The sequence below is a fragment of the Streptomyces sp. NPDC003248 genome (assembly GCF_055563235.1).
In genome coordinates this window covers 373032-398346 of record NZ_JBVHDT010000004.1, presented here as the reverse complement: position 1 = coordinate 398346, position 25315 = coordinate 373032, and the positions used below count along the sequence as shown (strand labels likewise).

Here is a 25315-nt window from a genome sequence, read left to right as displayed (position 1 = left end):
GGGGGTCCGGCCCGTTCCCGTGTGCGTGCGCGCCCGTCCTCAGGCCGGTACCTGCTGCCGTGCCGGCAGCCAGCAGCGGATGATGTCGCGGACCGAGACGATGCCGGCCGGCTCGCCGCGGTCGAGGACGACGAGGTGCCGGAAGCCGCCGTGCGTCATGGCGCGGGCCGCCTCCTCCAGGGTCCAGACCGGGGTGGCGAAGACGACGGCGGTGGTGGTGTGGGCGTGGGCGGGCTCGGTGTCCGGGTCCTGCCCCAGGCCGACGGAGTTGAGGATGTCGCGTTCGGTGAGGATGCCGATGCCGCCGGCGTCCGGGTCGTGGACCACGGCCGCGCCGACGCGGCGGGCGGACATCAGGGCGGCGGCCTGGCGGAGGGTGTGGGCGGGGCCGATGGTGAGGACCAGTGTGCTCATGGCGTCGCGGACGAGCATGGGTTCCGGGTCACCTCCTGGAAGCGCTGCGACCACCGGGACGGTGCAGCGATTCACAAGTTCACAATGCGGGGGTGGCCTCAGCGTCTCAGGTAAAGCGCGGGTCAACAAGAGGGCGTGCGCGGCCAATTGAGGGCGCACACGCTCATCTGTGAGGTTTTAGGCGCGCCGGCCGAGATACCCCAGCAGCTCGTCGTGGAGCAGGCCGTTGGACGCGGCCGCGTCGCCGCCGTGCGGCCCCGGACGGCCGTCGAGGCCGGTGAAGGTGCCGCCGGCCTCCGTGACGACGATCGCGTTGGCGGCCATGTCCCAGAGGGAGAGCTCCGGTTCGGCGCAGATGTCCACGGCGCCCTCGGCGACCATCATGTACGGCCAGAAGTCGCCGTACGCGCGCGTGCGCCACACCGCGCGGGTGAGGTCCAGGAAGCCGTCGAGCCGGCCCTGCTCCTCCCAGCCGCTCAGCGAGGAGTACGCGAAGGAGGCGTCCGGCAGCTCCGCGACGCGTGAGACGTGCAGCCGCGTGGCGGAGGAGAGGCTGCGGCCGGTGTACGCGCCGTGTCCCTTCGCGGCCCACCAGCGGCGGCCCAGGGCGGGGGCGGAGACGACGCCGACGACGGGCTCGTAGCCGCCCTCCGCCGCCTCCATCAGGGAGATCAGGGTGGCCCAGACGGGGACGCCGCGGACGTAGTTCTTGGTGCCGTCGATCGGGTCGATCACCCAGCGGCGGGGGCCGGTGCCCTCCACGCCGTACTCCTCGCCGAGGATCGCGTCGCGGGGGCGGGCGCGCTGGAGGTGGCCGCGGACGACCTCCTCGGCGGCCTTGTCCGCCTCGCTCACCGGCGTCATGTCCGGTTTCGTCTCGACCTTGAGGTCGAGGGCCTTGAAGCGGGCCATGGTCGCGGCGTCGGCGGCGTCCGCGAGGACGTGCGCGAGGCGGAGGTCGTCGAGGTAGTCCGGCATGGGGAAACGGTATCCGCCGGGGTGGGGGCGGGGCCACGGGGGGTTGGACCGGCGCGGCCCGACGCACCGGACGGGTCCGGCTGACCGCATCGGACCCGGCCGGCCCGGATCGGACCTGGCCGCCCCGGATGGGACCCGGCTGGTCCGCAGGGGATCCGGCCGGCCCGGATCGGACCCGGCCGACTGCGTCGGACCCTGCCGGGCCGCACCGGCCCCAGGCGGGCTGTACCGGTCCCAGCTTGCCCGCACCCCACCCGTCCGATCCGCACCGGCCCCAGCCGATCGCACGCACCGGCCCCAGCCGATCGCACGCACCGGCCCCAGCCGATCGCACGCACCGGCCCCAGCCGATCGCACGCACCGGACCCAGCCGATCGCACGCACCGACCCGGCCGGCCGCCGTCGGACCCCTGCCCCTCCGCGAACCCTTGACAGTGCGCACAGGCCCGTCAAATCTGGGCGCAGAGTCGCTCGCCCCAGGGAGGCGATGATGCCGGCAGCCCGGGAATCCCTGCTCGACGCCGCCTTCACGGCCGTCACGCGCCGGCCGTGGGCCGCCGTGCGGATGGTCGACGTCGCCGCCGCGGCCGGGGTGTCGCGGCAGACGCTGTACAACGAGTTCGGGAGCAAGGACGGGCTGGCCAGGGCGCTGGTCAGGCGGGAGGCCGACGGGTACCTCGCCGGGGTCGAGCGGGCGCTGGCCGGTCACGGGGACACCCGGGACCGGCTGACCGCGGCCGCCGAGTGGACGGCGTCGGCCGCCCGGGGCAACGCGCTCGTGCGGGCCATGCTCACCGGTTGCTGGAGCGAGCGTCTGCCGTCACCGACGCTCTCGGCCGTGCCGTCCTCCACCTCCGTACCGGCGCAGCGGCGGGCGGACGGGCCGCTGCCCTCGCCCGGCGAGCTCGTGACGACCGTCCGCGACCGGGCCGTGGCCGTGCTCGCCGGCGGCCCCGGAGCGACGCCGGACACCACGGAAGTCGCCCGCTCCTGCGAGCTGGCCCTGCGCCTCGCGCTGTCCTGCGTGGCCGCGCCCCCCGGCGAGGGCGGGGTCGCCGACCTGGTCCGCGGCGCCCTGCACCGCCGGCCCACCGGCTAGCTGTATCGACCACGAGCGGCCCACCGGCCACCACCCGCCCACCCGCGACCACCGCCCCCGGCCACCACCGCCCCCGACCCCATTTCCTAGTGCGCCGACCCCGACAGCTGGAGTCCGATCACCCCGATGATCACCAGGCTGATCGAGACGATCTTCAGGACCGACACCAGGTCGCCCAGGAAGATCATCCCGTAGATCGCGGTGCCGGCCGCGCCGATGCCGGTCCAGACGGCGTACGCGGGGCCCACGTCGAGTTTCTTGAGGGAGAGGGTCAGCAGGCCGAAGCTGCCGAGGGCGAAGACGCAGAAGGCGATCGTCGGCCACAGCCGGGTGAAACCGTGCGACAGCTTCAGGCAGACGGCGAAGCCGGTCTCGAGCAGTCCCGCGACGATGACCAGCAGCCACGCCATGTGGTGTCCTCCCGTATGTGCGGCTCGGTGCGATTATGCACTTACCGGACTCACGCACCGACAAACAACGTGGAGGTCAGTCGCCTTCCGTGCGCTCCCGCGTGGACAGCAGCCGGCGCAGCGAGTACAGCCGCGCCGGGTCGGCGTGCCCCTCGGCCACCCAGGCGTCCAGCGCGCAGTCCGGTTCGTCGTGACTGCACGCGCGCGGGCAGCCCGCCGTGCCCGGCTCCAGGTCGGGGAAGGCGTGGATCACCCGGGACGGGTCGATGTGGGCGAGACCGAAGGAGCGCACGCCCGGGGTGTCGATCACCCAGTCGTCCGTGCCCGCCAGGGGGAGGGCCAGGGCCGAGGTCGTGGTGTGCCGGCCGCGGCCGGTCACCGCGTTCACATGGCCGGTCAGCCGACGCCGTTCCTCCGGGACCAGCGCGTTGACCAGGGTCGTCTTGCCGACGCCGGAGTGGCCGACGAACGCCGTGATCCGCCCGGTGAGGTGCTCGCGCACCCGGTCCGCCGCGTCGCCGTTCTCCAGTTCCCCGCGGCTGGTGACGACGTAGGGGATGTCGAGGTCGCCGTACAGCTCCAGCAGCTTGTCCGGCGGGGCCAGGTCCGACTTCGTCATGACCAGCAAGGGTTCCAGGCCGCCGTCGTAGGCCGCCACCAGGCAGCGGTCGATCAGCCGGGGCCGGGGCTCGGGGTCGGCCAGGGCCGTGACGATCGCCAGCTGGTCGGCGTTGGCGACCACCACCCGCTCGTAGGGGTCGTCGTCGTCCGCGGTGCGGCGCAGCACCGAGGTGCGCTCCGTGATGCGGACGATGCGCGCGAGGGTGTCCTTCGTCCCGGAGAGGTCGCCGACGAGGGCGACGCGGTCGCCCACGATCGCCGCCTTGCGGCCGAGCTCGCGGGCCTTCATGGCCATCACGATCCGGCCGTCCACCAGGCAGGTCAGACGGCCGCGGTCGACGGTGAGGACCATGCCCTCGGCCGCGTCCTCGTGCTTGGGCCGGATGTGCGTGCGCGGCCGGTTGCCCTTGCGGTTGGGGCGGCTGCGGATGTCGTCCTCGTCGGTGTGCTTCCCGTAGCGGCGCATGGCGAAAGTCCCTAGGCCCCGAGCATCCCGGTCCACAGCTCCGGGAAGTCCGGCAAGGTCTTCGCCGTCGTCGCCACGTTCTCGATCCGCACGCCCTCGACCGCCAGCCCGATCACCGCGCCGGCCGTGGCCATGCGGTGGTCGTCGTAGGTGTGGAAGACCCCGCCGTGCAGGGGGCGCGGGCGGATGTGCAGTCCGTCGGCCGTCTCCGTCACGTCCCCGCCGAGCTCGTTGATCTCCTTGGTGAGCGCGGCCAGCCGGTCCGTCTCGTGCAGCCGCAGGTGGGCCACGCCCCGCAGGGTGGAGGGGGAGTCCGCGAGGGCGGCGACCGCGGCGATGCCCGGGGTCAGTTCCCCGACGTCGCCGAGGTCGACGTCGACGCCGTGCACCGCGCCCGAACCGGTGAACACCAGGCCGTACTCGGTCAGCTCGCAGGAACCGCCCATCTCGGTGAAGATCTCACGCAGCCGGTCGCCCGGCTGGGTGGTGCGCGCGGGCCAGTCGGGGATGACGACCCTGCCGCCGGTGATCAGCGCCGCCGCGAGGAACGGCTGCGCGTTGGACAGGTCCGGCTCGATCGTCAGGTCCCGGCCGAGCAGCGCGCCCGGCGTGACCCGCCAGACGTTCGGCTCGCCGCCCGACTCCGGGGTGTCCACCTGGGCGCCGACCGCGCGCAGCATGTCCACCGTCATCCGGATGTGCGGCAGGGAGGGGAGCGTCGAGCCGGTGTGGCGGACCTCGACGCCCTGGTTGAAGCGCGGGCCGGACAGCAGCAGGGCGGAGACGAACTGCGACGACGAGGACGCGTCGATCTCCACCGGACCGCCGTCCAGCGCGCCCCCGCCGTGCACCGTCAGCGGCAGCGTGCCCCGGCCGTCGTCGTCGATCCGGGCGCCGAGCACCCGCAGCGCGTCGATGACGCCGTTCAGGGGACGTTCGTACGACCGGGGGTCGCCGTCGAAGCGGACCGGGCCGTCGGCGAGCGCGGCCACCGGCGGCAGGAACCGCATCACCGTGCCGGCGTTGCCGACGTCGACCGTGGCCGGGCCGCGCAGCCCCGCGGGCAGCACCCGCCACGCCTCACCGCCGCTCTCGGGACCGCCCGCCACGGTGGAGCTCGACGACACCGTCTCCTCGATGCCCACGCCCATCGCCCGCAGCGCGTCCGCCATCAGCAGGGTGTCGCGGGAGCGGAGGGGACGGCGCAGCCAGCACGGCTCGGAAGCGAGGGCGGCGAGGACGAGAGCGCGGTTGGTGACCGACTTGGACCCCGGCACGTGGACCGTCGCGTCGACGGCTCCGCTCGCGTGCGGGGCGGGCCAGAGGGCGGTGTGGGCGGGGTTTTCCGGCATGCGACCACTCTATAAGCAGGGCGGGATCCGGGTGCGGCGCCGTTGTGGCCGGTGCCGCCCCGCGGCGGGGACGCCGGTCGCACCCCGCGGCCCCGTGCCCCCGCGCCCGCGCGGACGCCCCGTTGACCGGCGCTCCTGGCCACGGCCCCTGCACGGCCTGGCGCCCCCCGCGCATCCGGGGCGGGCGCGTGTCACCACCGCCCCGGCGCCCCCGCGGGGACGCCTCCGGAAGCCTGCCCCCGTCGGGCGGCTCCCCGGAGCTCCCTCACCACCCCAACAGCCACCGCCCGCCCCCCATCAGGGAGCACAGGCTCACCGCGTGGAAGAGGAACAGCCACAGCCCCGCCGGTACGTGCGTCAGGCGCGCGAGCTGGTCCGCGTCCGAGTCGCCCGCCCCGCCCCGCGACCGCTTCGCCTGGAGTTCGAACGCCGGGCGCACCCCGCCCAGCAGCAGGAACCACACCACCGCGTACGCGAACGCCGCCTGCACCTGGGGGCCGGTCAGCCAGGAGACCAGCAGGAAGGCGCCGCCCGTGAGGATCACCGTCAGGGCGCCGTACGCGTTGCGGATCATGACCAGCATGGCGATCAGCAGCGCGGTCGCCAGCCACAGCAGCAGCGTGATGCGACCGGCGCCGAGCAGGGCCGCGCCGCCCAGTCCGAGCAGGGGAGGGGCGGTGTAGCCGGCGGCCGCGGTGAGGATCATGCCGAGGCCGTGCGGCTTGCCCCGGCTGACGGTCAGGCCGCTGGTGTCGGAGTGCAGCCGGATGCCGGTGAGCGTGCGGCCGGTGAGCAGGGCGACCAGGCCGTGGCCGCCCTCGTGGGCGATGGTGATCGCGTTGCGCGATATGCGCCACAAGGTGTGCGGCACCACTACGGCGAGGGCCGCCACCACGGTGGCCAGCACCACCCACAGGTCGGGGTCGGGCTGGGTTCCCGTGAGACGGTCCCAGAGGTCGGGCAGCGCGGTGGCGGCGGAGCTGTCCATGTGTCCCGGTGGCTCCCTCTCGTCTTGTGCCGGCCCCGTCCTGTGTCGACGGGGGCCGGCGGTGTCGGTGTCGGTGTCGGTGGGTCTCGGCGCTGTCGGCGCTGTCGGCGGTGTCGGGTGTCTGGGGTCGGTGGTCCGGTGCGCCGACGGGTCCCAGCGCCCGGCGTCCGGTGCCCCGGCACCCGGGCTCCCGGCGCCCCGGCGCCCCGCTCCCGGCCCGGGGGCGGTGGCCGGGGGGCGGGTGAGCCTGGCAGTGTGGCACGTATGTGCGGACGGTATGCAGCGAGTCGCAGGCCCGAGGATCTCGCAGGAATCTTTGAAATCGAGAAGTGGGAGCCCGAGGAGTCCCTGGCCCCCGACTACAACGTGGCGCCCACCAAGGAGGTCCACGCCGTCCTGGACCGTCCCTTGAAGGACGCCGGCGACCGGCGGCCGGTTCGCCAGCTGCGCAAGCTGAAGTGGGGGCTCGTGCCCTCCTGGGCCACGTCGCCCGAGGGCGGCGCCCGGATGATCAACGCCCGTGCGGAGACCGTCCACGAGAAGCCGTCGTACCGCCGTGCCTTCGCCGCCCGGCGCTGCATCCTGCCCGCCGACGGCTATTACGAGTGGGTCACCGGCCGGCAGGAGCGGGAGCTGGAGGTCGAGGGCAAGAAGAAGCGGCCCCGCAAGCAGCCGTACTTCGTGCTCCCGGCCGACGGCTCGGTGTTCGCGATGGCCGGGCTGTACGAGTTCTGGCGCGACCGCACCCTGCCCGACGACCACCCCCGGGCCTGGTGGGTGACCTGCTCGGTGATCACCACCGAGGCGGAGACGGCCCCGCTCGCCGTGGCCCCGGCCGACGGCCCGCACGCGCTCGCCGACATCCACCCCCGGATGCCCCTGATGCTCACCCCCGACCGCTGGGACGCCTGGCTGGACCCGGCGCGCACCGACGTCGAGGACCTGCGCCCCCTGCTGGAGCCGCCGCCGGCGGGTCTGATGCGCGCCTACCCGGTGTCCACGGCCGTCAGCAACGTCCGCAACAACGGCGCGGAGCTGCTGAAGGAGCTGGAGGGGCCCGAGGAGGGCACACTCTTCTGACCCGAGGAGGGCACCACTCCTGTGACCCGAGGAGGGCACACTCTTGTGATGTGACTGTGACGACCGAGACCATCCCCACCGACGCGGGGGACGCGCGCATCACCTGGCACCGGGCCGGGAAGGCGCGGCTGCTGCTGGCGGTGAGCCACGGCGCCGGCGGCGGCATCGAGGCCCGTGACCTCCGGGCGCTCGCCGCCGCCCTCCCCGCGCACGGCGTGACCGTGGCCCTCGTCGAGCAGCCCTGGCGGGTGGCCGGCAAGAAGGTGGCGCCCGCGCCGAAGACGCTCGACGTCGGCTGGCGAGGGATCTGGCCGGCCGTCGCGAAGGCAGGGCTGCCGGTGATCTCCGGCGGACGGTCGGCGGGCGCGCGCGTGGCCTGCCGGACCGCCGCCGAACTCGGCGCCCACGCCGTGCTCGCGCTCGGCTTCCCGCTGCACCCGCCGGGCCGGCCGGAGAGGTCCCGCGCCGCCGAACTCCTCGGCGCCGGGGTGCCCACCCTGGTGGTCCAGGGCGGCAACGACCCGTTCGGCAGGCCCGAGGAGTTCCCCGAGGGGCCGTACGAACTCGTCGAGGTGCCCCACGGCGATCACGGCCTGGCGGTGCCCAAACGGGCGGGGATCAGCCAGGAGCAGGCTCTGGAAACCGTCACCTCCGCCGTCGTCCGGTGGGCCGCGAGCCTGGGGTGACGGGCCGGGAATGCGGGGGGCCGGGACGCTGTTGACGCGGACAGAAGTGCTGAACACGCAGCACCGACGTCGTGGGAGAGGAAGTCCGCCGCATGGGTTCGACCATCTGCCCGCCCGCCGCCCACCACCACCCGGTGGACGGGCTGCGCCCGGGACAGCCCGATTCGAGCCGCAGCAGCCGCCCGGATCTGGACTGGACGGTGCTGCACGCGGCCAAGACCACTCCTTTCGGAGCGGCGGCAGGCACCGGTCGTCGTCTATCCTCCGAATCGAGTGGGGCCGGTGTCGGTCCCGCCCGCGATCTTGAGGAGGTGGGTCCGGTCACCGGTACCGACGCAGGGACCGACAACGGCCAGGCGGAGCTGCCCGAGGGCCAGGGCACAGGCGTGGAACCGGGCACGGAGTCGACCGCGGAGCGCAGCGCGCGCTTCGAGCGGGACGCGCTCGAGTTCCTCGACCAGATGTATTCGGCCGCGCTGCGCATGACGCGCAACCCGGCCGACGCCGAGGACCTGGTGCAGGAGACGTACGCCAAGGCGTACGCGTCCTTCCACCAGTTCCGCGAGGGCACCAACCTCAAGGCCTGGTTGTACCGGATCCTCACCAACACGTTCATCAACTCGTACCGCAAGAAGCAGCGTGAACCCCAGCGCAGCGCGGCCGAGGAGATCGAGGACTGGCAGCTGGCGCGCGCCGAGTCGCACATGTCGACCGGTCTGCGCTCGGCCGAGTCGCAGGCGCTGGACCACCTGCCCGACTCGGACGTGAAGGCGGCGCTCCAGGCCATTCCCGAGGAATTCCGCATCGCCGTGTACCTCGCCGATGTCGAGGGCTTTGCGTACAAGGAGATCGCGGACATCATGGGGACACCCATCGGTACGGTGATGTCCCGGCTGCACCGGGGCCGCCGGCAGCTGCGCGGCATGCTCGAGGACTACGCCCGAGAGCGCGGGCTGGTGCCGGCCGGCGCCGGCAAGTCGGACGAAGCGAAAGGCTCGGGCTCATGAGCTGCGGAGAGCCGCACGAGACGGACTGCAGTGAGGTCCTCGACCATCTCTACGAGTTCCTCGACAGTGAGATGCCGGACGTCGATCGCGACAAGTTCAAGCAGCACTTCAGCGAGTGCTCGCCGTGCCTGGAGAAGTACGGGCTCGAAGAGGCGGTGAAGAAGCTCGTCAAGCGCTGCTGCGGCCATGACGACGTGCCCTCCGACCTGCGCTCCAAGGTCATGGGCCGGCTGGACCTGCTCCGTAGGGGACAGGCCGTGCCCGAGCACGACGTGACGGCCACCCCGCAGGAATCCTGACGGCCACCCCGCAGGGCTCCTGACGGCGAACCCGCAGGAAACCTGACGGCGACCCCGCAGGGCCGTCACCCGAATGTGCTAATCCGCGGGTGATACGCCCGCAGAGCCACCCCCCGCCACCCTAGGCTCCGGAACCTGAACCGGAGCCTGTGGGAGGCGTGGCCGGGGGGAGGGTGGCATGGGAGAGATCCCGGCGCGGGCGCGGGTGTACGTCGTCTCCGTCACCCTCGGCGCGCTGCCCTGTCTGCTGCCGCTGCCGTCGGTGCGCGCCCCCTGGTGGGCGGTCCCGCTGCTCGCCGCCCTGTACGCGGGCGGTGAGCGGATCGCCCGCCGCCGCTTCGCCGGCACCTTCTACCCCGTGCTGCTCGCCGGGGCCTTCCTGCTGCCGCCGTACGCCGCCGCGCTCGTGCCGCTGCCCGGCGCGCTGCTCTCCGCCGTCGAGCAGCGGCCCCGCCTGCCGCGGCGGATCTGCCGTGCCGCCCACCTGGCGATCGCCGTGTGGGCGGCCGCCCATGTGCACGGCGCGCTGGACGCGCGGCACGCCGTCGAGACCTCCGACGTCCCCCAGGTGTTCCTGCCGGCCGGGGCCGCCGTCCTGGTGTTCTGCGGGGTGCTCGCCGCGCTCGACGGAACGATCCTGGCGCTGGCCGAGGGGCTGCCGCCGACCCGGGTGTGGCGCGGACTGTTCCTGGGGTCGCTCGGCCCCGTCGCGGTGCACGGGCTGGCCGGGCTGATGATGGCCGTCCTCTGGCACAGCCCCTACGGGCCGGTCGCCGCACTGCTCGTGCTCTTCCCGATGGCCGTCTCCTGGTGGATGTTCGCCCAGTACCACCGGGAACGGGCCGCCCATCAGGCCACGATCCGGGCGCTGGTGCAGGCCGTCGACATCAAGGACGGGTACACCCGCGGTCACAGCGAGCGGGTCGGACAGGCCTCCATGATGATCGCGCGCGAGCTGGGCATGGACGAGGGGCGGGTCGAGGTGCTCCGCTTCGCCGGCATCCTGCACGACGTCGGCAAGCTCGGCGTCCCCACCCGGCTGCTGCGCAAGGACGGGCCGCTGACACCCGAGGAACGGCGGGTGATCGAACTGCACCCGGAGTACGGGCACGAGATCACCCGGGGCATCTCCTTCCTCGGCGAGGCCCGCTCGGCGATCCTCCACCACCACGAGCGGGTCGACGGCAGCGGCTACCCCTACGGGCTGGTGGGCAGCCAGATCCCGGAGTGCGCCCGGGTGGTGGCGGTCGCCGACGCCTTCGACGCGATGACCTCCACCCGGTCCTACAGCAGGGCGCGTCCGGTGGCGGTGGCCCTGGAGGAGCTCCAGCGGTGCTCGGGCTCCCAGTTCGACCCCCGGATGGTGACCGCGCTGGCCCGGGTGATCGGCCGGGAGGGATGGCGGCCCGTGGTCACGGCCGACGAGCCCCGGCCCACGGCGCCGCCCCCCGCCCCCGTCCACGGCGGGTCCGGAGCGCGCCGATGACCTCCCGCCGCCCCCTGGTCGCCCTGCACGGCAGCGCCGCCGTCCTCGTCGCCGGCTCCCTCCTGGTCACCCTCCGCTCGGGCGTCGAGGAGCGGCCCGTCGCGCTCGCCTTCGGGGTCCTCGTCGCCGTCGGCGAGCTGACCCTCCCACCCGCCCGGCTCCTCCCGTCCCCGGGCGGGGCGGCCCCGAGGGGCGGGCCCGCGCCGCGCGAGGCCGCGCCCCTCGGGGCCGCCGGGGCGCTGTCGTACGCGCTGCTCGGCGAGTACGCCGGGCAGGCCTCGCACCACGGGGTCGCGCAGGTCGTCTCCGTCGTGTTCGCCGCCTCCCTGCTCGGCAGCGTGCCGCACCTCGCGCGCGGGGACGGGCCCGTCCTGGACCATCTGGCGCGCCGCGTCCTGGCCGTCGGCTTCACCGCCGTGTGCTTCCAGCCCCTTTACCACCACGGCGTGTTCGACCCCTGGAGCGGCCCGGCGTACGCCCTGCTGCTGCTCGCGCTGCTCGTCCTGACCGTGCTGTGCGACGCGGTGGTCGCGGCCGCGCTCGCGCACTCCCGCACCCGCTGGCCGTTCGCCCCGCTGCTCCGCGACGAGCTGCGGTCGGTGCCCGGGATCGGGTCGGCCGTGTGCGCGACGGGCGCGGTGATGGCGCTCGCGGTGGCCGTGGTCGGACTGTGGGCGCTGCCCGTGTTCTCGGTGCCGCTGCTGCTCACCCAGCACTCCCTGCGCCGGTACGCCGCCGTCCGCGCCACCTACCGGCAGACCATCGCCTCCCTCGCCCGCGCCACCGAGATCGCCGGGTACACCCCCGCCGGGCACGCCCGCCGGGTCGCCGCCCTCAGCCAGGCCGTGGGCCGGGACCTGGGGCTGACGGAGCCCGAGCTCACGGTGCTGGAGTACGCCGCGCTGATGCACGACATCGGCCAGCTCAGCCTGGTCGACCCGGTCCCGGCGGGGGCCACGGCCGGGCTGCCGGCCGCGGAGCAGCGGCGGATCGCGCTGCTGGGCGGGGCCGTCGTCCGGCAGACCGGGGCGGACGGGCAGGTCGCGGCGGTCGTGGAGCGGCAGGCCGACCCCTACCCCGAGCAGCCGGTCGCCGCCCGGATCGTGCGGGTGGTGAACGCCTACGAGGAGAAGGTGCGCGACGCCGGCCCCGGCGGACCGCTCACCGCGCTGGAGGAGCTGCGGCTGGGGACGGGGACGCACTACGCTCCGGAGGTGGTGGAGGCGCTCGCCCGGGTACTGGGCGATCAGGGGCGCGGCGGGTGAACGCCTCGGCCGGCAGGGCCCGCGGGCGCCGGCCGGGACGGTCTGACCTCCCCGCCGGTGGGTAACCCATGGGTAATGAGCGACCTTCCAGCCACACGTGGTTGGATGCGAGGGAGAGGGTGTCCGGGGGCACCGGCCAGCCCACACCACGGCACTGGCAGGCGGGAATCGTGAGGATCTTCGGCAAGGGACGGCACCGGCCCTCCGCCTCCTGGCGGCAGGCCACCGACCGCGCGTTCACCCTGATCGGCGACGGCCGGTACGAGGACGCGGGGGCGCTGCTGACACGTGCCGCCGATCTGGAGCCCTGGCTGTCCGAGTCCTGGTTCAACCTGGCCCTGCTGCACAAGTTCCGGCACGACTGGGAGCAGGCCCGCACCGCCGGACTGCGCGCGGTCGCCCTCCTCGACCGGGAGAGCGGCGCCCCCGACTGGTGGAACGTCGGCATCGCGGCGACCGCCCTCCAGGACTGGCCGCTGGCCCGCCGCGCCTGGCAGGCCTACGGGCTGAACGTGCCGGGTGGTGCCACCGTCGTCGGCGAGCCCCTCGGCATGGACCTGGGCAGCGCCGCCGTACGGCTGTCCCCGGAGGGGGAGGCCGAGGTGGTGTGGGGGCGGCGGCTGGACCCGGCCCGGATGGAGGTGCTGTCGATCCCGCTGCCGTCGTCCGGGCGGCGCTGGGGCGAGGTCGTCCTGCACGACGGGGTGCCGCACGGCGAGCGGACCACGTCCGCCGGGCACGCCTACCCCGTCTTCGACGAGATCGAGCTGTGGGCGCCGTCCCCGGTGCCGACCTGGGTGGTCCTGCTGGAGGCCGCCACCGAGTCCGACCGGGACGCGCTGGAACAGCTCGCCGGCGACGCGGGGTTCGCCGCCGAGGACTGGTCGTCGTCGGTGCGGCTGCTGTGCCGGATGTGCTCGGAGTCGCGGATGCCCTCCGACGAGGGCGACGGCGAGCACCTGGACCCGCACGACCACAGCGAACCGGGGCATCCCGGGCCGCTCGGGCACCGTACCGACGGGCAGTTGTGGGTGCCGGAGCGGGAGTGCGGGGTGGCCGCGCCGGCGTCTCTGGTGCGGGGCCTGCTGGACGGGTGGGTCGCCGACAGCCCGGACTCCAGGGATTGGCGTGATCTCGAAGAGGTCTGCTGAGGCCGGCTCCCGGCGGCCGGCCCGTCACCGCCGGTCGCGCCCGCGCGGCGGAACCGCACGCCGGACACGGCCGCGCGCCCCTTCCGGGCGCGTCCCCGTACCCTGTATCCGCAACTTCACCCCCCGTTTTGAGGAAGGCATCGTCGGTCATGGCGCAGCAGGACACCGATCAGCAGCACGCGGGCGTGCTCCCCGTGGACGACGAGGGCTTCGTCATCGACACCCAGGACACCGAGGAGCGGGAGCGGGCGTACCGTGAGCGCGGCACCTCGCGGCCGATCACCGTCGTCGGCAACCCCGTCCTGCACAAGGAGTGCAAGGACGTCACCGAGTTCGACGACGAGCTGTCGAAGCTGGTGGACGACATGTTCGCCAGCCAGCGCACCGCCGAGGGCGTGGGCCTGGCCGCCAACCAGATCGGCGTCGACCTCAAGGTCTTCGTCTACGACTGCCCCGACGACGAGGGCGTGCGGCACGTCGGTGTGGTGTGCAACCCCAAGCTCGTCGAACTGCCCGCCGACCGGCGCCGGCTGGACGACAGCAACGAGGGCTGCCTGTCGGTGCCGACCGCGTACGCGCCGCTCGCGCGGCCGGACTACGCCGAGGTGACCGGGCAGGACGAGAAGGGCAACCCGATCAGGGTGCGCGGCACCGGATACTTCGCACGGTGTTTGCAGCACGAGACCGACCACCTCTACGGGTACCTGTACATCGACCGCCTCTCCAAGCGCGAACGCAAGGACGCGCTGCGGCAGATGGCCGAGAACGAGCCTCGCTACCCCGTGGTCGCCAACGACTGAGCCGCGCTCCACGCTTCCGCACCCCAGACGCCTGGCCGGGATTCCCCCCGGCCAGGCGTCGTTCGTGTGTCCGACGCACGTTCGATCGCTGCTGCACATCTACTGATCCGCAATCGGTCATGCGGCGGGGGATTCTCGTCAGGTTGAGGGAGTGAATGCAGCAAATCCGTTCCCAGAGCGGTCAGTCGTAGGGCTGAATGGGATGAGCGGGGATACGCAACGGCGCACGCCCGGCATGGCGGGAGAGGTGTGCGCACCGGCGGCTGAGAGGGGTTGTTCGTGCCAGCTTTCCCATACAGCACCACATACAGCACCATATGCAGCACCACGGCGACGGTGACCGCGGTCGCGGTCCCGCCCACGCTCTCCCTCCCGGTCATCGAGGCGGTGTTTCCCCGGCAACTGCACCCGTATTGGCCCCGGTTGCAGGAGAAGACGCGCTCCTGGCTGCGGGAAAAGCGGCTCATGCCGGCCGACAAGGTCGCGGAATATGCCGACGGCCTGTGCTACACCGACCTGATGGCGGGGTACTACCTCGGCGCCTCCGAGGAGGCGCTCCAGGCCATCGCCGACTACAGCGCGTGGTTCTTCGTCTGGGACGACCGGCACGACCGCGACGTCGTGCACGGCCGGGCCGGCGACTGGCGGAGGCTGAGGGCGCGCCTGCACGCGGCGCTGGACGCGCCGGACGACCACCTGCGCCATGAGGATCCGCTGGTCGCCGGGCTGGCGGACAGCGTGGGCCGGCTGTTCTCCTTCCTCCCCGGCACCTGGAACGCCCGGTTCGCCCGGCACTTCCACGCCGTCATCGAGGCCTACGACCGGGAATTCCGCAACCGCGTCGAAGGACGGGTCCCGGCCGTCGAGGAGTATCTCGCGCTGCGCCGGCTCACCTTCGCCCACTGGGTCTGGACGGATCTGCTGGAACTGAGCGCGGGACACGAAATACCGGAACCGATACGAAAACACCCGGCCTATCGGCGGGCGGCCCTGCTGAGCCAGGAATTCGCCGCCTGGTACAACGACCTCTGCTCGCTCCCCAAGGAAATAGCGGGCGATGAGGTGCACAATCTCGGAATCAGTCTCGTCACCCATGAGGGAATGAGCCTGGAAGAAGCCGTGGAGGAAGTGCGGCGGCGCATCGAGCGATGCATATCGGAGTTCCTGGCCGTGGAGCAGGACGTACTGCGGCTGGCCGACCGGATCGACGACGGGACGGTCCACGGAAAGCAGTTGAGCACCGCCGTCGGTGCCTGTCTCGCGAACATGCGCAACTGGTTCAGCTCCGTCTACTGGTTCCACCACGAGTCGGGCCGCTACCGGGTCGACAGCTGGGACGACCGGTCCACCCCTCCGTACGTCAGCAACGAACCGGCAGGTGAGAAATGACCGTCGAGTCGGTGAAACCCGCGACGCCCGGCGCCCCGGAACTGCGAGAGCCGCCCCTGGCCGGCGGCGGGATTCCGCTTCTCGGCCACGGCTGGCGGCTCGCCAGGGGTCCGCTGGCCTTCATGACCCGGCTGAGCGACCACGGCGACGTCGTCCGCATCAAGCTCGGCCCCAAGACGGTCTACGCCGTCACCGACCCCGGCCTCACCGGGGAACTGGCCCTCGACCCCGACTACATCATCGCCGGACCCCTGTGGGAGTCCCTGGAGGGCCTGCTCGGCAAGGAGGGCGTGGCCACCGCCAACGGGCCGCTGCACCGGCGCCAGCGACGCACCATCCAGCCCGCGTTCCGGCTCGACGCCATCCCGGCCTACGGGCCGATCATGGAGGAGGAGACGCACGCGCTCGCCGAGCGCTGGAAGGACGGCCGGACGATCGACTGCACCTCGGAGGCGTTCCGCATCGCGGTCCGCGTCGCCGCCCGCTGCCTGCTGCGCGGCCGGTTCATCGACGAACGCGCGGAGCGGCTGTGCACCGCCCTCGCCAGCGTGTTCCAAGGGATGTACCAGCGCATGGTGGTACCGCTCGGGCCGCTGTACAAACTACCGCTTCCGGCCAACCGCGAATTCAACCGGGCCCTGGCCGATTTGCACCTCCTGGTCGACGAGATCATCACCGAACGCCGGGCATCCGGTCAAAGGCCGGACGATTTGCTGACCGCATTGCTGGAAGCGAAGGACGACAATGGCGACCCCATCGGGGAACAGGAGATCCACGATCAGGTCGTCGCGATACTCACCCCCGGCAGCGAAACCGTCGCGGCCACGATCATGTCTCTGCTGCTGGTCCTCGCCGACCACCCGGAACACGCCGACAAAGTGCGGGACGAGGTCGAGGCCGTAACCGGGGGGCGGCCCGTCGCATTCGAGGACGTGCGCAAGCTGGCGCACACCAACAACGTCGTCGTGGAAGCCATGCGCATGCGCCCCGCCGTATGGATTCTGATGCGGCGGGCGGTCACCGACACCGAACTCGGCGGGTATCGCATTCCGGCCGGTGCCGACATCGTGTACAGCCCGTACGCGCTCCAGCGCGACCCTCGTTCCTTCCCGCGGCACCTGGACTTCGACCCCGACCGCTGGCTCCCCGAGCGGTCGGGCGAGGTGCCGAAGTACGCCATGCGCCCCTTCGGGGTGGGCAAGCGCCAGTGCCCCGGCGACCACTTCTCCATGGCCCTGCTCACCCTGGTCACGGCGGTGCTCGCGGGCACGTTCCGCTTCGAGCAGGTCGCCGGCTCCGACGCCGCGACCCGGGTGGGCATCACCCTGCGCCCGAAGCGGCTGCTGCTGACGCCGGTACCCCGCTGACCGGTGCGCCTCCGGCGTACGGTCAGGCGGCCGAAGGCCCGCGGAACGTGCGCCGGTAGGCGTTCGGGGTGGTGTCCAGCGCCCGCACGAACTGGTGCCGCAGCGCCGCCGCCGTCCCGAAACCGGCGCGCCCGGCGATCGCGTCGACCGTCTCGTCCGTCGTCTCCAGCAGGTGCTGGGCGAGCAGGACGCGCTGGCGCAGGAGCCAGCGGTAGGGGGTGGTGCCGGTCTCCTGCTGGAAGCGGCGGGCGAAGGTGCGCGGCGCCATGTGCGCCCGGGCCGCGAGCTGCTCGACGGTGACCTCCCGGTCCAGGTGCCGCTCCATCCAGGCGAGCACCTCGCCCACCGTGTCGCACCGCGACCGGGGCAGCGGCCGCTCGACGTACTGGGCCTGGCCGCCGTCCCGGTGCGGCGGTACGACCATCCGCCGGGCGATCCGGTTGGCGACCTCGGGCCCCTGCTCCTTGCGCACCAGGTGCAGACAGGCGTCGATCCCGGCGGCCGTGCCGGCCGACGTGATCACGGGGTCGTCGTCGACGTAGAGGACGTCCGGCTCGACGCTCGTCCGCGGGTACCGCCGGGCGAGCTGCTCCGCGTGCCGCCAGTGCGCCGCGCAGCGCCGCCCGTCCAGCAGCCCCGCCGCGCCCAGCACGAACACCCCGGAACAGACGCTCAGCACCCGCGTCCCGCGGTCCACGGCCCGCCGCAGCGCGTCGAGCAGCTCGGGCGGGTAGTCGCGTGTCAGGTACGCCTCCCCGGCCGGCACGGCGATCAGGTCGGCGCTCTCCAGGCGTTCCAGGCCGTGCTCCGTGCGCACCCCGAAGCCCGCGGGGGTGGTCAGCACGGACCCCTCCCCGGAGGCGACCGCGAAGTCGTACACCGGCAGCCCCTCGTCACTGCGGTCGAGGCCGAACACCTCGCACACCACACCGAGTTCGAAGGGGTGCACACCGTCGAGGACGACCGCGACCACGTTCTCCAGCATGCCGCCAGTGTGCCGTGCGAGTGGCAGGATTTTGAAGGTGTACGGCAGTCCTGCCACTGCCATGAGCGTCACGGGCGCACGATGCTTACCCCCATGAACGCACTCGGCTCCTACCTCACGGTCCTGGTTCTCTTCCTCCTCCTCGCGGGTCCGGCGCTCGTGGGACTGGCCCGCGAACGCCGGATCGACCGTCAACTGAGGGCGGCCAGGACTCAGAAGTCCTCGTCCAGGTCGACCGTGCCCTCCACGGCCACCTGGTACGCCGACACCCGGCGCTCGAAGAAGTTGGTCAGCTCCTGAACGCCCTGCAACTCCATGAAGGAGAACGGGTTCTCCGAGCCGTACACCGGGGCGAAGCCGAGGCGCGTCAGGCGCTGGTCGGCGACGCACTCCAGGTACTGCCGCATCGAGTCGGTGTTCATGCCGGGGAGGCCGTCACCGCACAGGTCGCGCGCGAACTGGAGCTCGGCCTCGACGGCCTCCCGCAGCATGTCGGTGACCTGCTGCTGGAGCCGGTCGTCGAAGAGGTCCGGCTCCTCCTTGCGGACGGTGTCGACGACGTCGAACGCGAAGGACATGTGCATGGTCTCGTCCCGGAACACCCAGTTGGTGCCGGTGGCGAGGCCGTGCAGCAGGCCCCGGCTGCGGAACCAGTAGACGTACGCGAAGGCGCCGTAGAAGAACAGGCCCTCGATGCACGCGGCGAAGCAGATGAGGTTGAGCAGGAAGCGGCGCCGGTCGGCCTGGGACTCCAGGCGGTCCAGCTTCTCCACCGAGTCCATCCAGCGGAAGCAGAACTCGGCCTTCTCGCGGATGGAGGGGATGTTCTCGACGGCGGCGAAGGCGGCCGCGCGGTCGTCCGGATCGGGGAGGTAGGTGTCCAGGAGGGTCAGGTAGAACTGGACGTGGACCGCTTCCTCGAAGAGCTGCCGGCTCAGGTAGAGCCGCGCCTCGGGGGAGTTGATGTGCTTGTACAGCGTCAGCACCAGGTTGTTCGCGACGATCGAGTCGCCCGTCGCGAAGAAGGCGACCAGACGGCCGATCAGGTGCTGCTCGGCCGGCGTGAGCTTCGCGAGGTCGGCCACGTCCGAGTGGAGGTCGACCTCCTCCACGGTCCAGGTGTTCTTGATGGCGTCCCGGTAGCGCTCGTAGAAGTCCGGGTAGCGCATGGGGCGCAGAGTCAGCTCGAAGCCGGGGTCGAGAAGGTTCTTCGCGGTGGAGCTCATTACTGGCAGGCCTCGCAGGACTCGGGGTTTTCCAGGGAACAGGCGACGGCGTCCTCGGGCGCCGGCTGCTGGACGGGAACGGTGGCCTGCGCGGCGCGGGCGATGCGGGTCGCCGGGCGCGAGCGCAGGTAGTACGTCGTCTTCAGGCCCGACTTCCAGGCGTACGCGTACATCGAGGAGAGCTTGCCGATGGTCGGCGTCTCCAGGAACAGGTTCAGGGACTGCGCCTGGTCCAGGTACGGGGTGCGGGCGGCGGCCATGTCGATCAGGCCGCGCTGCGGGATCTCCCAGGCGGTGCGGTAGAGGGCGCGGACGTCGGCCGGGATCCAGGTGAAGTCCTGCACCGAGCCGCCCGAGTCGCGCAGCGCCTCGCGGGTGCGCGCGTCCCAGACGCCGAGCTCCTTGAGGTCCCGCACCAGGTAGGAGTTGACCTGGAGGAACTCGCCGGACAGCGTCTCGCGCTTGAACAGGTTGGACACCTGCGGCTCGATGCACTCGTAGACGCCCGCGATGGACGCGATGGTGGCGGTCGGCGCGATGGCGAGGAGCAGCGAGTTGCGCAGACCGGTGGCGGCGATGCGCTCGCGCAGGGCCGCCCAGCGGTCCGGCCAGCAGAACTCGACGCCGTAGTGGTCCGGGTGCAGGACGCCCCGGGCGGTGCGGGTCTTCTCCCAGGCCGGAAGCGGGCCGTTGCGCTCGGCGAGGTCGGCGGAGGCCTCGTACGCGGCGAGCATGACGCGCTCGGCGATCCGGGTGGAGAGGGCCTTGGCCTCGGGGGAGTCGAAGGGCAGGCGCAGCTTGAAGAAGACGTCCTGGAGGCCCATCGCGCCGAGGCCGACCGGGCGCCACCGGGCGTTGGAGCGGCCCGCCTGCTCGGTCGGGTAGAAGTTGATGTCGACGACGCGGTCGAGGAAGGTGACGGCGGTGCGGACGGTGTCGTCCAGCCGCTGCCAGTCGATGCCGTCGCCGTCGACGAAGGCGCCCAGGTTCACCGATCCCAGGTTGCAGACCGCCGTCTCCCCGTCGTCGGTGACCTCCAGGATCTCCGTGCAGAGGTTGGAGGAGTGCACGACGTGGCCCGGCGTCGCGGTCTGGTTGGCGGTGCGGTTGGCGGCGTCCTTGAAGGTCATCCAGCCGTTGCCGGTCTGCGCGAGGGTGCGCATCATCCGGCCGTACAGCTCGCGCGCCGGGATCGTCCTCCGCGCCAGGCCCGCCGCCTCGGCCCCGCGGTAGGCCGCGTCGAACTCCTCGCCCCACAGGTCGACCAGCTCGGGCACGTCGGAGGGGGAGAAGAGGGACCACTGCGCGTCGGCGTTCACCCGGCGCATGAACTCGTCGGGGATCCAGTGCGCGAGGTTCAGGTTGTGCGTACGGCGGGCGTCCTCACCGGTGTTGTCGCGCAGCTCCAGGAACTCCTCGATGTCCGCGTGCCAGGTCTCCAGGTAGACCGCGGCCGCGCCCTTGCGCCGGCCGCCCTGGTTCACGGCGGCGACGGAGGCGTCGAGGGTCTTCAGGAACGGGACGATGCCGTTGGAGTGCCCGTTGGTGCCGCGGATGAGGGAGCCGCGGGAGCGGATCCGGGAGTACGACAGCCCGATGCCGCCGGCGTGCTTGGAGAGGCGGGCGACCTGGTGGTAGCGGTCGTAGAGCGAGTCCAGCTCGTCCTTGGGGGAGTCGAGGAGGTAGCACGACGACATCTGGGGGTGCCGGGTGCCGGAGTTGAAGAGCGTGGGGGAGGAGGGGAGGTAGTCGAGGCGGCTCATGAGCCCGTAGAGCGCGGCGACTTCGTCCACGGCCCGCGTGGTGTCGTCCTCGGCGAGTCCGGCGGCGACGCGCAGCAGGAAGTGCTGGGGCGTCTCGACGACCTTGCGGGTGATCGGGTGGCGCAGGAGGTAGCGGCTGTGCAGGGTGCGCAGGCCGAAGTACCCGAAGCGGTCGTCGGCGTGCGGGTCGACCAGCGCGTCGAGCCGCGCGCCGTGCAGCGTGACGAACGCGGCCGTCCGGTCGGAGATCAGCCCCTCCCGGTGTCCCACGGCGACGGACCCGGTGAAGGAGGTCACGCCCTGGGAGGCGGCCTCGGCGCGGATGCCGAGGGTGAGCAGACGGGCGGCCAGCCGGGAGTAGGCGGGGTCCTCGGAGATGAGCCCGGCGGCCGCCTCCGTGGCCAGCTCGCGCAGTTCCGTCTCGTCCGCCCGCGCGGAGCGGCCCCGCAGGGCGGCGGCGGCGACCCGGCCCGGGTCGGCGTCGGGCAGGTCGGCGGTCAGCTCGGTCAGGGTCCGCAGCAGTGCGGTACCGGGGCCGTCGGTGTCCTGCGGGCCGGCTGAAGCCGGATCGGCTGGCGCGATGGTCACGTGGGGCTCTCCCTCGCTCGGCAAGGGGCCTGGCGGAGGGCAGGGGGCAGCACACGAGCGCGCACGGCGTCGCGTCCACCGGCCCACTCCACGAGGCCCGGACGTCAAGGCACCCGAGCCGGACGGCCGGGCGCACTGTCGGCAGGTCCTCGGACTGGACGGGTGGGCGCACATGGGTAGGGGCGCACACGAGTACACCGTTGCGGGACAGTTCCGGATTCGCACCGGATTCCCCTGCGGCGACAGCGAGCACGAGCATACATCTTGTGCTCGCCCGTCACGCCACCCCCAGATGTTGTGTTGCCGGTGATCTCAGAGCGTCAACCGGTAGGTCAGCAGAGTGAGGTCGTCCAGGTGCGGCACGGGATTCCAGTCCCGCTCGGGTGTGCGGACGAAGCCCAGCCGCTCGTAGAGCCGGTGGGCGGTGCGCATGGCCCGCTGGCTCGACAGCACGACGGCCGTGCAGCCCCGCGTGGTCCGCGCACGCTCCACACAGGCCCGCACGAGGGCCTCGCCGGCGCCCCGGCCGCGCTGCTCACGGGCGACCGCCAGCGCGCGGATCTCGGCCTCGCCGGGGCGGGCGATGTCGGCGACGGGCCCGGGGCCCGGTACGAAGGTGACCCCGCCCAGGAGCAGGTCGCCCGCCACGGCCACGAGGACGGTGGCGGCGGCCGCCCGCGCGGCCACGTCCTTCAGCACGGGCAGGTACGCGTCGCCCTCGCCGTGGTCGAGGAGTCCGTCGTCGAGATAGGCGCGGGCGGTCAGGTCGCCGAGGCCGGCGTGCTCGGAGGGTTCCGCTTCCCGGATCCGTAGGTCCATGGCGCGCAGTGTGCCCCACGCACACGACGGTGGGCCGCCGGATTTCTCCGCCGGCCCACCGAGAGCTCCGCCGCGTGCGACGTTCCGGCTAGTGGGACGTTCCGGCGGTCGCCGGCGGCAGCTCCACCTGGACGCCCGGGTCGCCGGCGTCCGCCGTGTAGTCCTCCGGGCTCGTCTCGTCGACGCCCTCCGGGGCCTTCAGCGCCTTCAGCACGAAGGTCAGGACCACCGTCACCACCACGTTCAGCACGAACGCCGTCAGACCGATGTACCCGATCTCGCCGATGCCGGGGATCTCCTTCGCCGACCCGCCGAAGTGCTTCTGGGTGGGGGAGGCCACGCCGTACGCGGCGAGCGTGCCGTAGAGCATGCCGGCGGCCCAGCCCGCGAGCAGCGCCCAGCGGTGGAACCAGCGGGTGAACAGGCCGCCGACCAGGGCCGGGAAGGTCTGGAGGATCCAGATGCCGCCGAGGAGCTGGAAGTTGATGGCGACCGTCTTGTCCATCGTCAGGACGAACGCCAGGGCGCCCACCTTCACCAGCAGCGAGACCAGCTTGGAGACGCGGGTCTCCTCCTTGGGCGTCGCGTCCGGCTTGATGAAGTCCTTGTAGATGTTGCGGGTGAACAGGTTCGCGGCCGCGATGGACATGATCGCCGCCGGGACCAGCGCGCCGATGCCGATCGCGGCGAAGGCCACGCCCGCGAACCAGGCCGGGAACATGTCCTCGAACAGCTGCGGGATGGCCAGCTGCCCGTTGGTGACCTTGATCCCGGCCGCGATCGCCATGAAGCCCAGCAGGGCCAGCAGGCCGAGCATCAGGGAGTACAGCGGCAGGATCGTGGTGTTGCGGCGGATCACCTCACGGCTCTTGGAGGACAGCGTCGCGGTGATCGAGTGCGGGTACATGAAGAGCGCCAGCGCGGAGCCCAGGGCCAGCGTGGCGTACGTCCACTGACCCGCCTCGGCCGGCGCCAGCGCGCCCCGCGGCTTGCCCGTCGCCGGGTTGGTCTGCGCGAACGCGTCACCCGCCTTGGCGAAGACGTCGTCGAACCCGCCCAGCTTGATCGGGATGTAGATGATCGCCACCGCGATCACGATGTAGATCAGCGTGTCCTTCACGAACGCGATCAGGGCGGGGGCGCGCAGCCCCGACGAGTAGGTGTACGCGGCCAGCACGCCGAAGGCGAGCAGCAGCGGCAGGTCCTTGACGAACCAGTTGGTGTTCTCGCCGCCGCCGACTCCCATCACGTCCAGCACGGCCTGGATGCCGACGAGCTGGAGCGCGATGTACGGCATGGTCGCGAGGATGCCGGTGACGGCCACGGCCAGCGACAGGCCCTTGGAGCCGAACCGGCCGCGCACGAAGTCCGAGGTGGTGACGTACCCGTGCTTGTGCGAGACCGACCACAGGCGCGGCAGGAAGGTGAAGATCAGCGGGTAGATGAGGATCGTGTAGGGGACCGCGAAGAAGCCGGACGCGCCGGCCGCGTAGATCGCCGCCGGGACCGCCACGAACGTGTAGGCCGTGTACAGGTCGCCGCCCAGCAGGAACCAGGTGATCCAGGTGCCGAACGACCGGCCGCCCAGCCCCCATTCGTCGAGGCTGTGCTCGTTCTCGGCCCGGCGCCAGCGGGCCGCGAGGAAGCCCATGACGGTCACGGCCAGGAAGAAGAAGACGAAGACGGCGAGTGCGACGCCGTTCACCTCGTTGTTCACCGGGACGCACCCCCGTCCGCGGCCTTGCGGGCGCGCTGGTCACGCCGCCACAGCTGGTACGCGATCATCGTGAGCACGGTGGAGATCAGCACCCAGGCCATCTGGTACCAGTAGAAGAAGGGGATGCCGATCAGGGTCGGCTCCACCTTCGCGTACGAGCCGACCCAGAGCATCGCCACGAAGGGCGCGAGCAGGCAGAGGGCGATGACGACGCGTACGGGCGTCACCACCGGACCTCTTGAGACGTGTGGTGCTTCCGGCATCGGGTGGCTCCATCCCCTCGTTGATCGCGCGTGCAACGCACGCGAAATGTAGGGGACGGATAAAGGTCAGCGGAAGACCTCGTCCGGATATCGGGACCTCCGCACCCGCCTACTCCTGCGGGCGCTTCAGCCGGGCCACGAACTTGTAGCGGTCCCCCCGGTAGACGGACCGCACCCATTCCACCGGCTTGCCCTCCTTGTCCAGGGAGTGCCGGGACAGCATCAGCATCGGCAGGCCCACGTCGGTGCCGAGCAGGCCCGCCTCGCGCGGGGTGGCCAGGGAGGTCTCGATGGTCTCCTCGGCCTCCGCGAGGTGGACGCCGTAGACCTCGGCGAGGGCGGTGTAGAGGGACGTGTACTTGACCAGCGACCTGCGCAGGGCGGGGAAGCGCTTGGCCGACAGGTGCGTCGTCTCGATCGCCATGGGCTCGCCGTTGGCCATGCGCAGCCGTTCGATGCGCAGCACGCGTCCGCCGGCGGTGATGTCGAGGAGCCCGGCCAGCCGGTCGTCGGCCGTGATGTAGCCGATGTCCAGGAGCTGGGAGGTGGGTTCGAGGCCCTGGGCGCGCATGTCCTCGGTGTACGAGGTCAGTTGCAGCGCCTGGGAGACCTTCGGCTTGGCGACGAACGTCCCCTTGCCCTGGATGCGCTCCAGCCGGCCTTCGACCACCAGCTCCTGGAGGGCCTGGCGCACGGTCGTGCGCGAGGTGTCGAACTCGGCCGCGAGGGTCCGCTCGGGCGGCACGGGGGTGCCGGGGGACTGGGTCTCCGTCATGTCGAGCAGGTGCTTCTTCAGGCGGTAGTACTTGGGCACGCGCGCGGTACGGACGGTAGCCCCACCCTCGTTCTCCGCACTGCTGACGTCGGTGCTCATGGCCTGCCTTCCCGGCTCCGGATGCCGAACGGCCGACATCCCCATCGGCCGCGGCTCACATCGTGGCACGGGTTCGTGGGCGGGGTGACCGGCGCGGGTGACCTCGCACGCTCCGTGATCCCCTCTGTATACCCGCGGGACCCGTCTTGGTCTAGTCCAGCACGCCGCTGGAGGGTGGTGGTCCGTTCCGCGCGGGGGCCTTCGGCGGGCGCCCCGGAAATT

Annotated in this window: 24 protein-coding genes and 1 riboswitch; of the genes, 11 read left to right on the top strand and 13 right to left on the bottom strand. The window is 72.3% G+C overall.

The window, feature by feature from the left end; translation table 11 throughout:
* Positions 1-39: 39 nt before the first annotated feature.
* On the bottom strand, positions 40-432 hold the full coding sequence (locus ACZ3KJ_RS13445; protein ID WP_389514057.1) for a CBS domain-containing protein: 393 nt from the start codon (positions 430-432) through the stop codon (positions 40-42).
* A 159-nt stretch (positions 433-591) separates the two neighbouring features.
* Entirely contained in the window at positions 592-1392 is an 801-nt protein-coding gene (gene hisN / locus ACZ3KJ_RS13440; RefSeq protein ID WP_467526676.1) for a histidinol-phosphatase, read from the bottom strand.
* A 487-nt stretch (positions 1393-1879) separates the two neighbouring features.
* On the opposite strand from hisN, the gene ACZ3KJ_RS13435 reads away from it, so the two are divergent.
* Complete coding sequence (locus ACZ3KJ_RS13435; protein ID WP_467526674.1) at positions 1880-2491, top strand: TetR/AcrR family transcriptional regulator; 612 nt, start codon at positions 1880-1882, stop codon at positions 2489-2491.
* Between the two features lie 86 nt (positions 2492-2577).
* On the opposite strand, the gene ACZ3KJ_RS13430 is transcribed toward ACZ3KJ_RS13435, so the two are convergent.
* From ACZ3KJ_RS13430 to ACZ3KJ_RS13415, 4 genes are all read right to left on the bottom strand, one after another.
* Positions 2578-2901, bottom strand: a complete 324-nt coding sequence (locus ACZ3KJ_RS13430; RefSeq protein WP_397959525.1) for a DMT family transporter — start codon at positions 2899-2901, stop codon at positions 2578-2580.
* A gap of 76 nt (positions 2902-2977) precedes the next feature.
* A complete protein-coding gene (gene rsgA, locus ACZ3KJ_RS13425; protein WP_467526671.1) occupies positions 2978-3988 on the bottom strand; it encodes a ribosome small subunit-dependent GTPase A in 1011 nt (336 codons plus the stop codon).
* A gap of 11 nt (positions 3989-3999) precedes the next feature.
* Positions 4000-5340 (bottom strand): 3-phosphoshikimate 1-carboxyvinyltransferase, encoded by a 1341-nt coding sequence (gene aroA / locus ACZ3KJ_RS13420; RefSeq protein WP_467526669.1) that lies wholly within the window; start codon positions 5338-5340, stop codon positions 4000-4002.
* 265 nt (positions 5341-5605) lie between these two features.
* Entirely contained in the window at positions 5606-6328 is a 723-nt protein-coding gene (locus tag ACZ3KJ_RS13415) for a M50 family metallopeptidase (protein WP_389514066.1), read from the bottom strand.
* A gap of 264 nt (positions 6329-6592) precedes the next feature.
* Between ACZ3KJ_RS13415 and ACZ3KJ_RS13410 the strand changes: the two genes are divergently transcribed.
* The 10 genes from ACZ3KJ_RS13410 (at position 6593) to ACZ3KJ_RS13365 (ending at position 16858) form a co-directional block, all read left to right on the top strand.
* Positions 6593-7408: an SOS response-associated peptidase gene (locus ACZ3KJ_RS13410; protein WP_467526667.1), complete on the top strand. Its 816-nt coding sequence runs from the start codon at positions 6593-6595 to the stop codon at positions 7406-7408.
* A 56-nt stretch (positions 7409-7464) separates the two neighbouring features.
* A complete protein-coding gene (locus ACZ3KJ_RS13405) occupies positions 7465-8094 on the top strand; it encodes an alpha/beta hydrolase family protein (protein ID WP_467526832.1) in 630 nt (209 codons plus the stop codon).
* A 311-nt stretch (positions 8095-8405) separates the two neighbouring features.
* The gene (gene sigR / locus ACZ3KJ_RS13400) at positions 8406-9101 is read left to right on the top strand and encodes an RNA polymerase sigma factor SigR (protein ID WP_389514428.1); all 696 of its coding nucleotides are present in this window, start codon (positions 8406-8408) and stop codon (positions 9099-9101) included.
* The gene (gene rsrA, locus ACZ3KJ_RS13395) at positions 9098-9400 is read left to right on the top strand and encodes a mycothiol system anti-sigma-R factor (protein ID WP_467526665.1); all 303 of its coding nucleotides are present in this window, start codon (positions 9098-9100) and stop codon (positions 9398-9400) included. Before sigR ends, rsrA begins: the two co-directional genes overlap by 4 nt.
* A 178-nt stretch (positions 9401-9578) precedes the next feature.
* Entirely contained in the window at positions 9579-10886 is a 1308-nt protein-coding gene (locus tag ACZ3KJ_RS13390; protein ID WP_467526663.1) for an HD-GYP domain-containing protein, read from the top strand.
* Complete coding sequence (locus tag ACZ3KJ_RS13385) at positions 10883-12151, top strand: HD-GYP domain-containing protein (protein ID WP_467526661.1); 1269 nt, start codon at positions 10883-10885, stop codon at positions 12149-12151. Before ACZ3KJ_RS13390 ends, ACZ3KJ_RS13385 begins: the two co-directional genes overlap by 4 nt.
* Before the next feature lie 170 nt (positions 12152-12321).
* Positions 12322-13302 (top strand): tetratricopeptide repeat protein, encoded by a 981-nt coding sequence (locus tag ACZ3KJ_RS13380; protein WP_467526830.1) that lies wholly within the window; start codon positions 12322-12324, stop codon positions 13300-13302.
* 149 nt (positions 13303-13451) lie between these two features.
* On the top strand, positions 13452-14102 hold the full coding sequence (gene def / locus ACZ3KJ_RS13375; protein WP_467526659.1) for a peptide deformylase: 651 nt from the start codon (positions 13452-13454) through the stop codon (positions 14100-14102).
* Between the two features lie 279 nt (positions 14103-14381).
* Positions 14382-15491: an epi-isozizaene synthase gene (gene cyc1, locus ACZ3KJ_RS13370; RefSeq protein WP_467526658.1), complete on the top strand. Its 1110-nt coding sequence runs from the start codon at positions 14382-14384 to the stop codon at positions 15489-15491.
* Positions 15488-16858 (top strand): bifunctional albaflavenone monooxygenase/terpene synthase, encoded by a 1371-nt coding sequence (locus ACZ3KJ_RS13365; RefSeq protein WP_467526656.1) that lies wholly within the window; start codon positions 15488-15490, stop codon positions 16856-16858. Before cyc1 ends, ACZ3KJ_RS13365 begins: the two co-directional genes overlap by 4 nt.
* Positions 16859-16880: 22 nt before the next feature.
* On the opposite strand, the gene ACZ3KJ_RS13360 is transcribed toward ACZ3KJ_RS13365, so the two are convergent.
* The 7 genes from ACZ3KJ_RS13360 to ACZ3KJ_RS13330 form a co-directional block, all read right to left on the bottom strand.
* Positions 16881-17843 carry a GlxA family transcriptional regulator gene (locus ACZ3KJ_RS13360; protein WP_467526655.1) on the bottom strand — a complete coding sequence of 321 codons (963 nt, stop codon included), beginning with the start codon at positions 17841-17843 and terminating at the stop codon, positions 16881-16883.
* 212 nt (positions 17844-18055) lie between these two features.
* The gene (locus ACZ3KJ_RS13355; protein ID WP_467526653.1) at positions 18056-19069 is read right to left on the bottom strand and encodes a ribonucleotide-diphosphate reductase subunit beta; all 1014 of its coding nucleotides are present in this window, start codon (positions 19067-19069) and stop codon (positions 18056-18058) included.
* Complete coding sequence (locus ACZ3KJ_RS13350) at positions 19069-21420, bottom strand: ribonucleoside-diphosphate reductase subunit alpha (RefSeq protein WP_467526651.1); 2352 nt, start codon at positions 21418-21420, stop codon at positions 19069-19071. The genes ACZ3KJ_RS13355 and ACZ3KJ_RS13350 overlap by 1 nt, the downstream gene beginning before the upstream one ends.
* Before the next feature lie 123 nt (positions 21421-21543).
* Positions 21544-21679: riboswitch (cobalamin riboswitch) on the bottom strand.
* Positions 21680-21732: 53 nt separating this feature from the next.
* Positions 21733-22239, bottom strand: a complete 507-nt coding sequence (locus ACZ3KJ_RS13345) for a GNAT family N-acetyltransferase (protein WP_467526650.1) — start codon at positions 22237-22239, stop codon at positions 21733-21735.
* Between the two features lie 88 nt (positions 22240-22327).
* Positions 22328-23956 carry a monocarboxylate uptake permease MctP gene (gene mctP / locus ACZ3KJ_RS13340; protein ID WP_467526648.1) on the bottom strand — a complete coding sequence of 543 codons (1629 nt, stop codon included), beginning with the start codon at positions 23954-23956 and terminating at the stop codon, positions 22328-22330.
* Positions 23953-24219: a DUF3311 domain-containing protein gene (locus ACZ3KJ_RS13335; protein WP_467526646.1), complete on the bottom strand. Its 267-nt coding sequence runs from the start codon at positions 24217-24219 to the stop codon at positions 23953-23955. Before ACZ3KJ_RS13335 ends, mctP begins: the two co-directional genes overlap by 4 nt.
* 109 nt (positions 24220-24328) lie before the next feature.
* A complete protein-coding gene (locus ACZ3KJ_RS13330) occupies positions 24329-25093 on the bottom strand; it encodes a GntR family transcriptional regulator (RefSeq protein WP_467526644.1) in 765 nt (254 codons plus the stop codon).
* Positions 25094-25315: the final 222 nt, after the last annotated feature.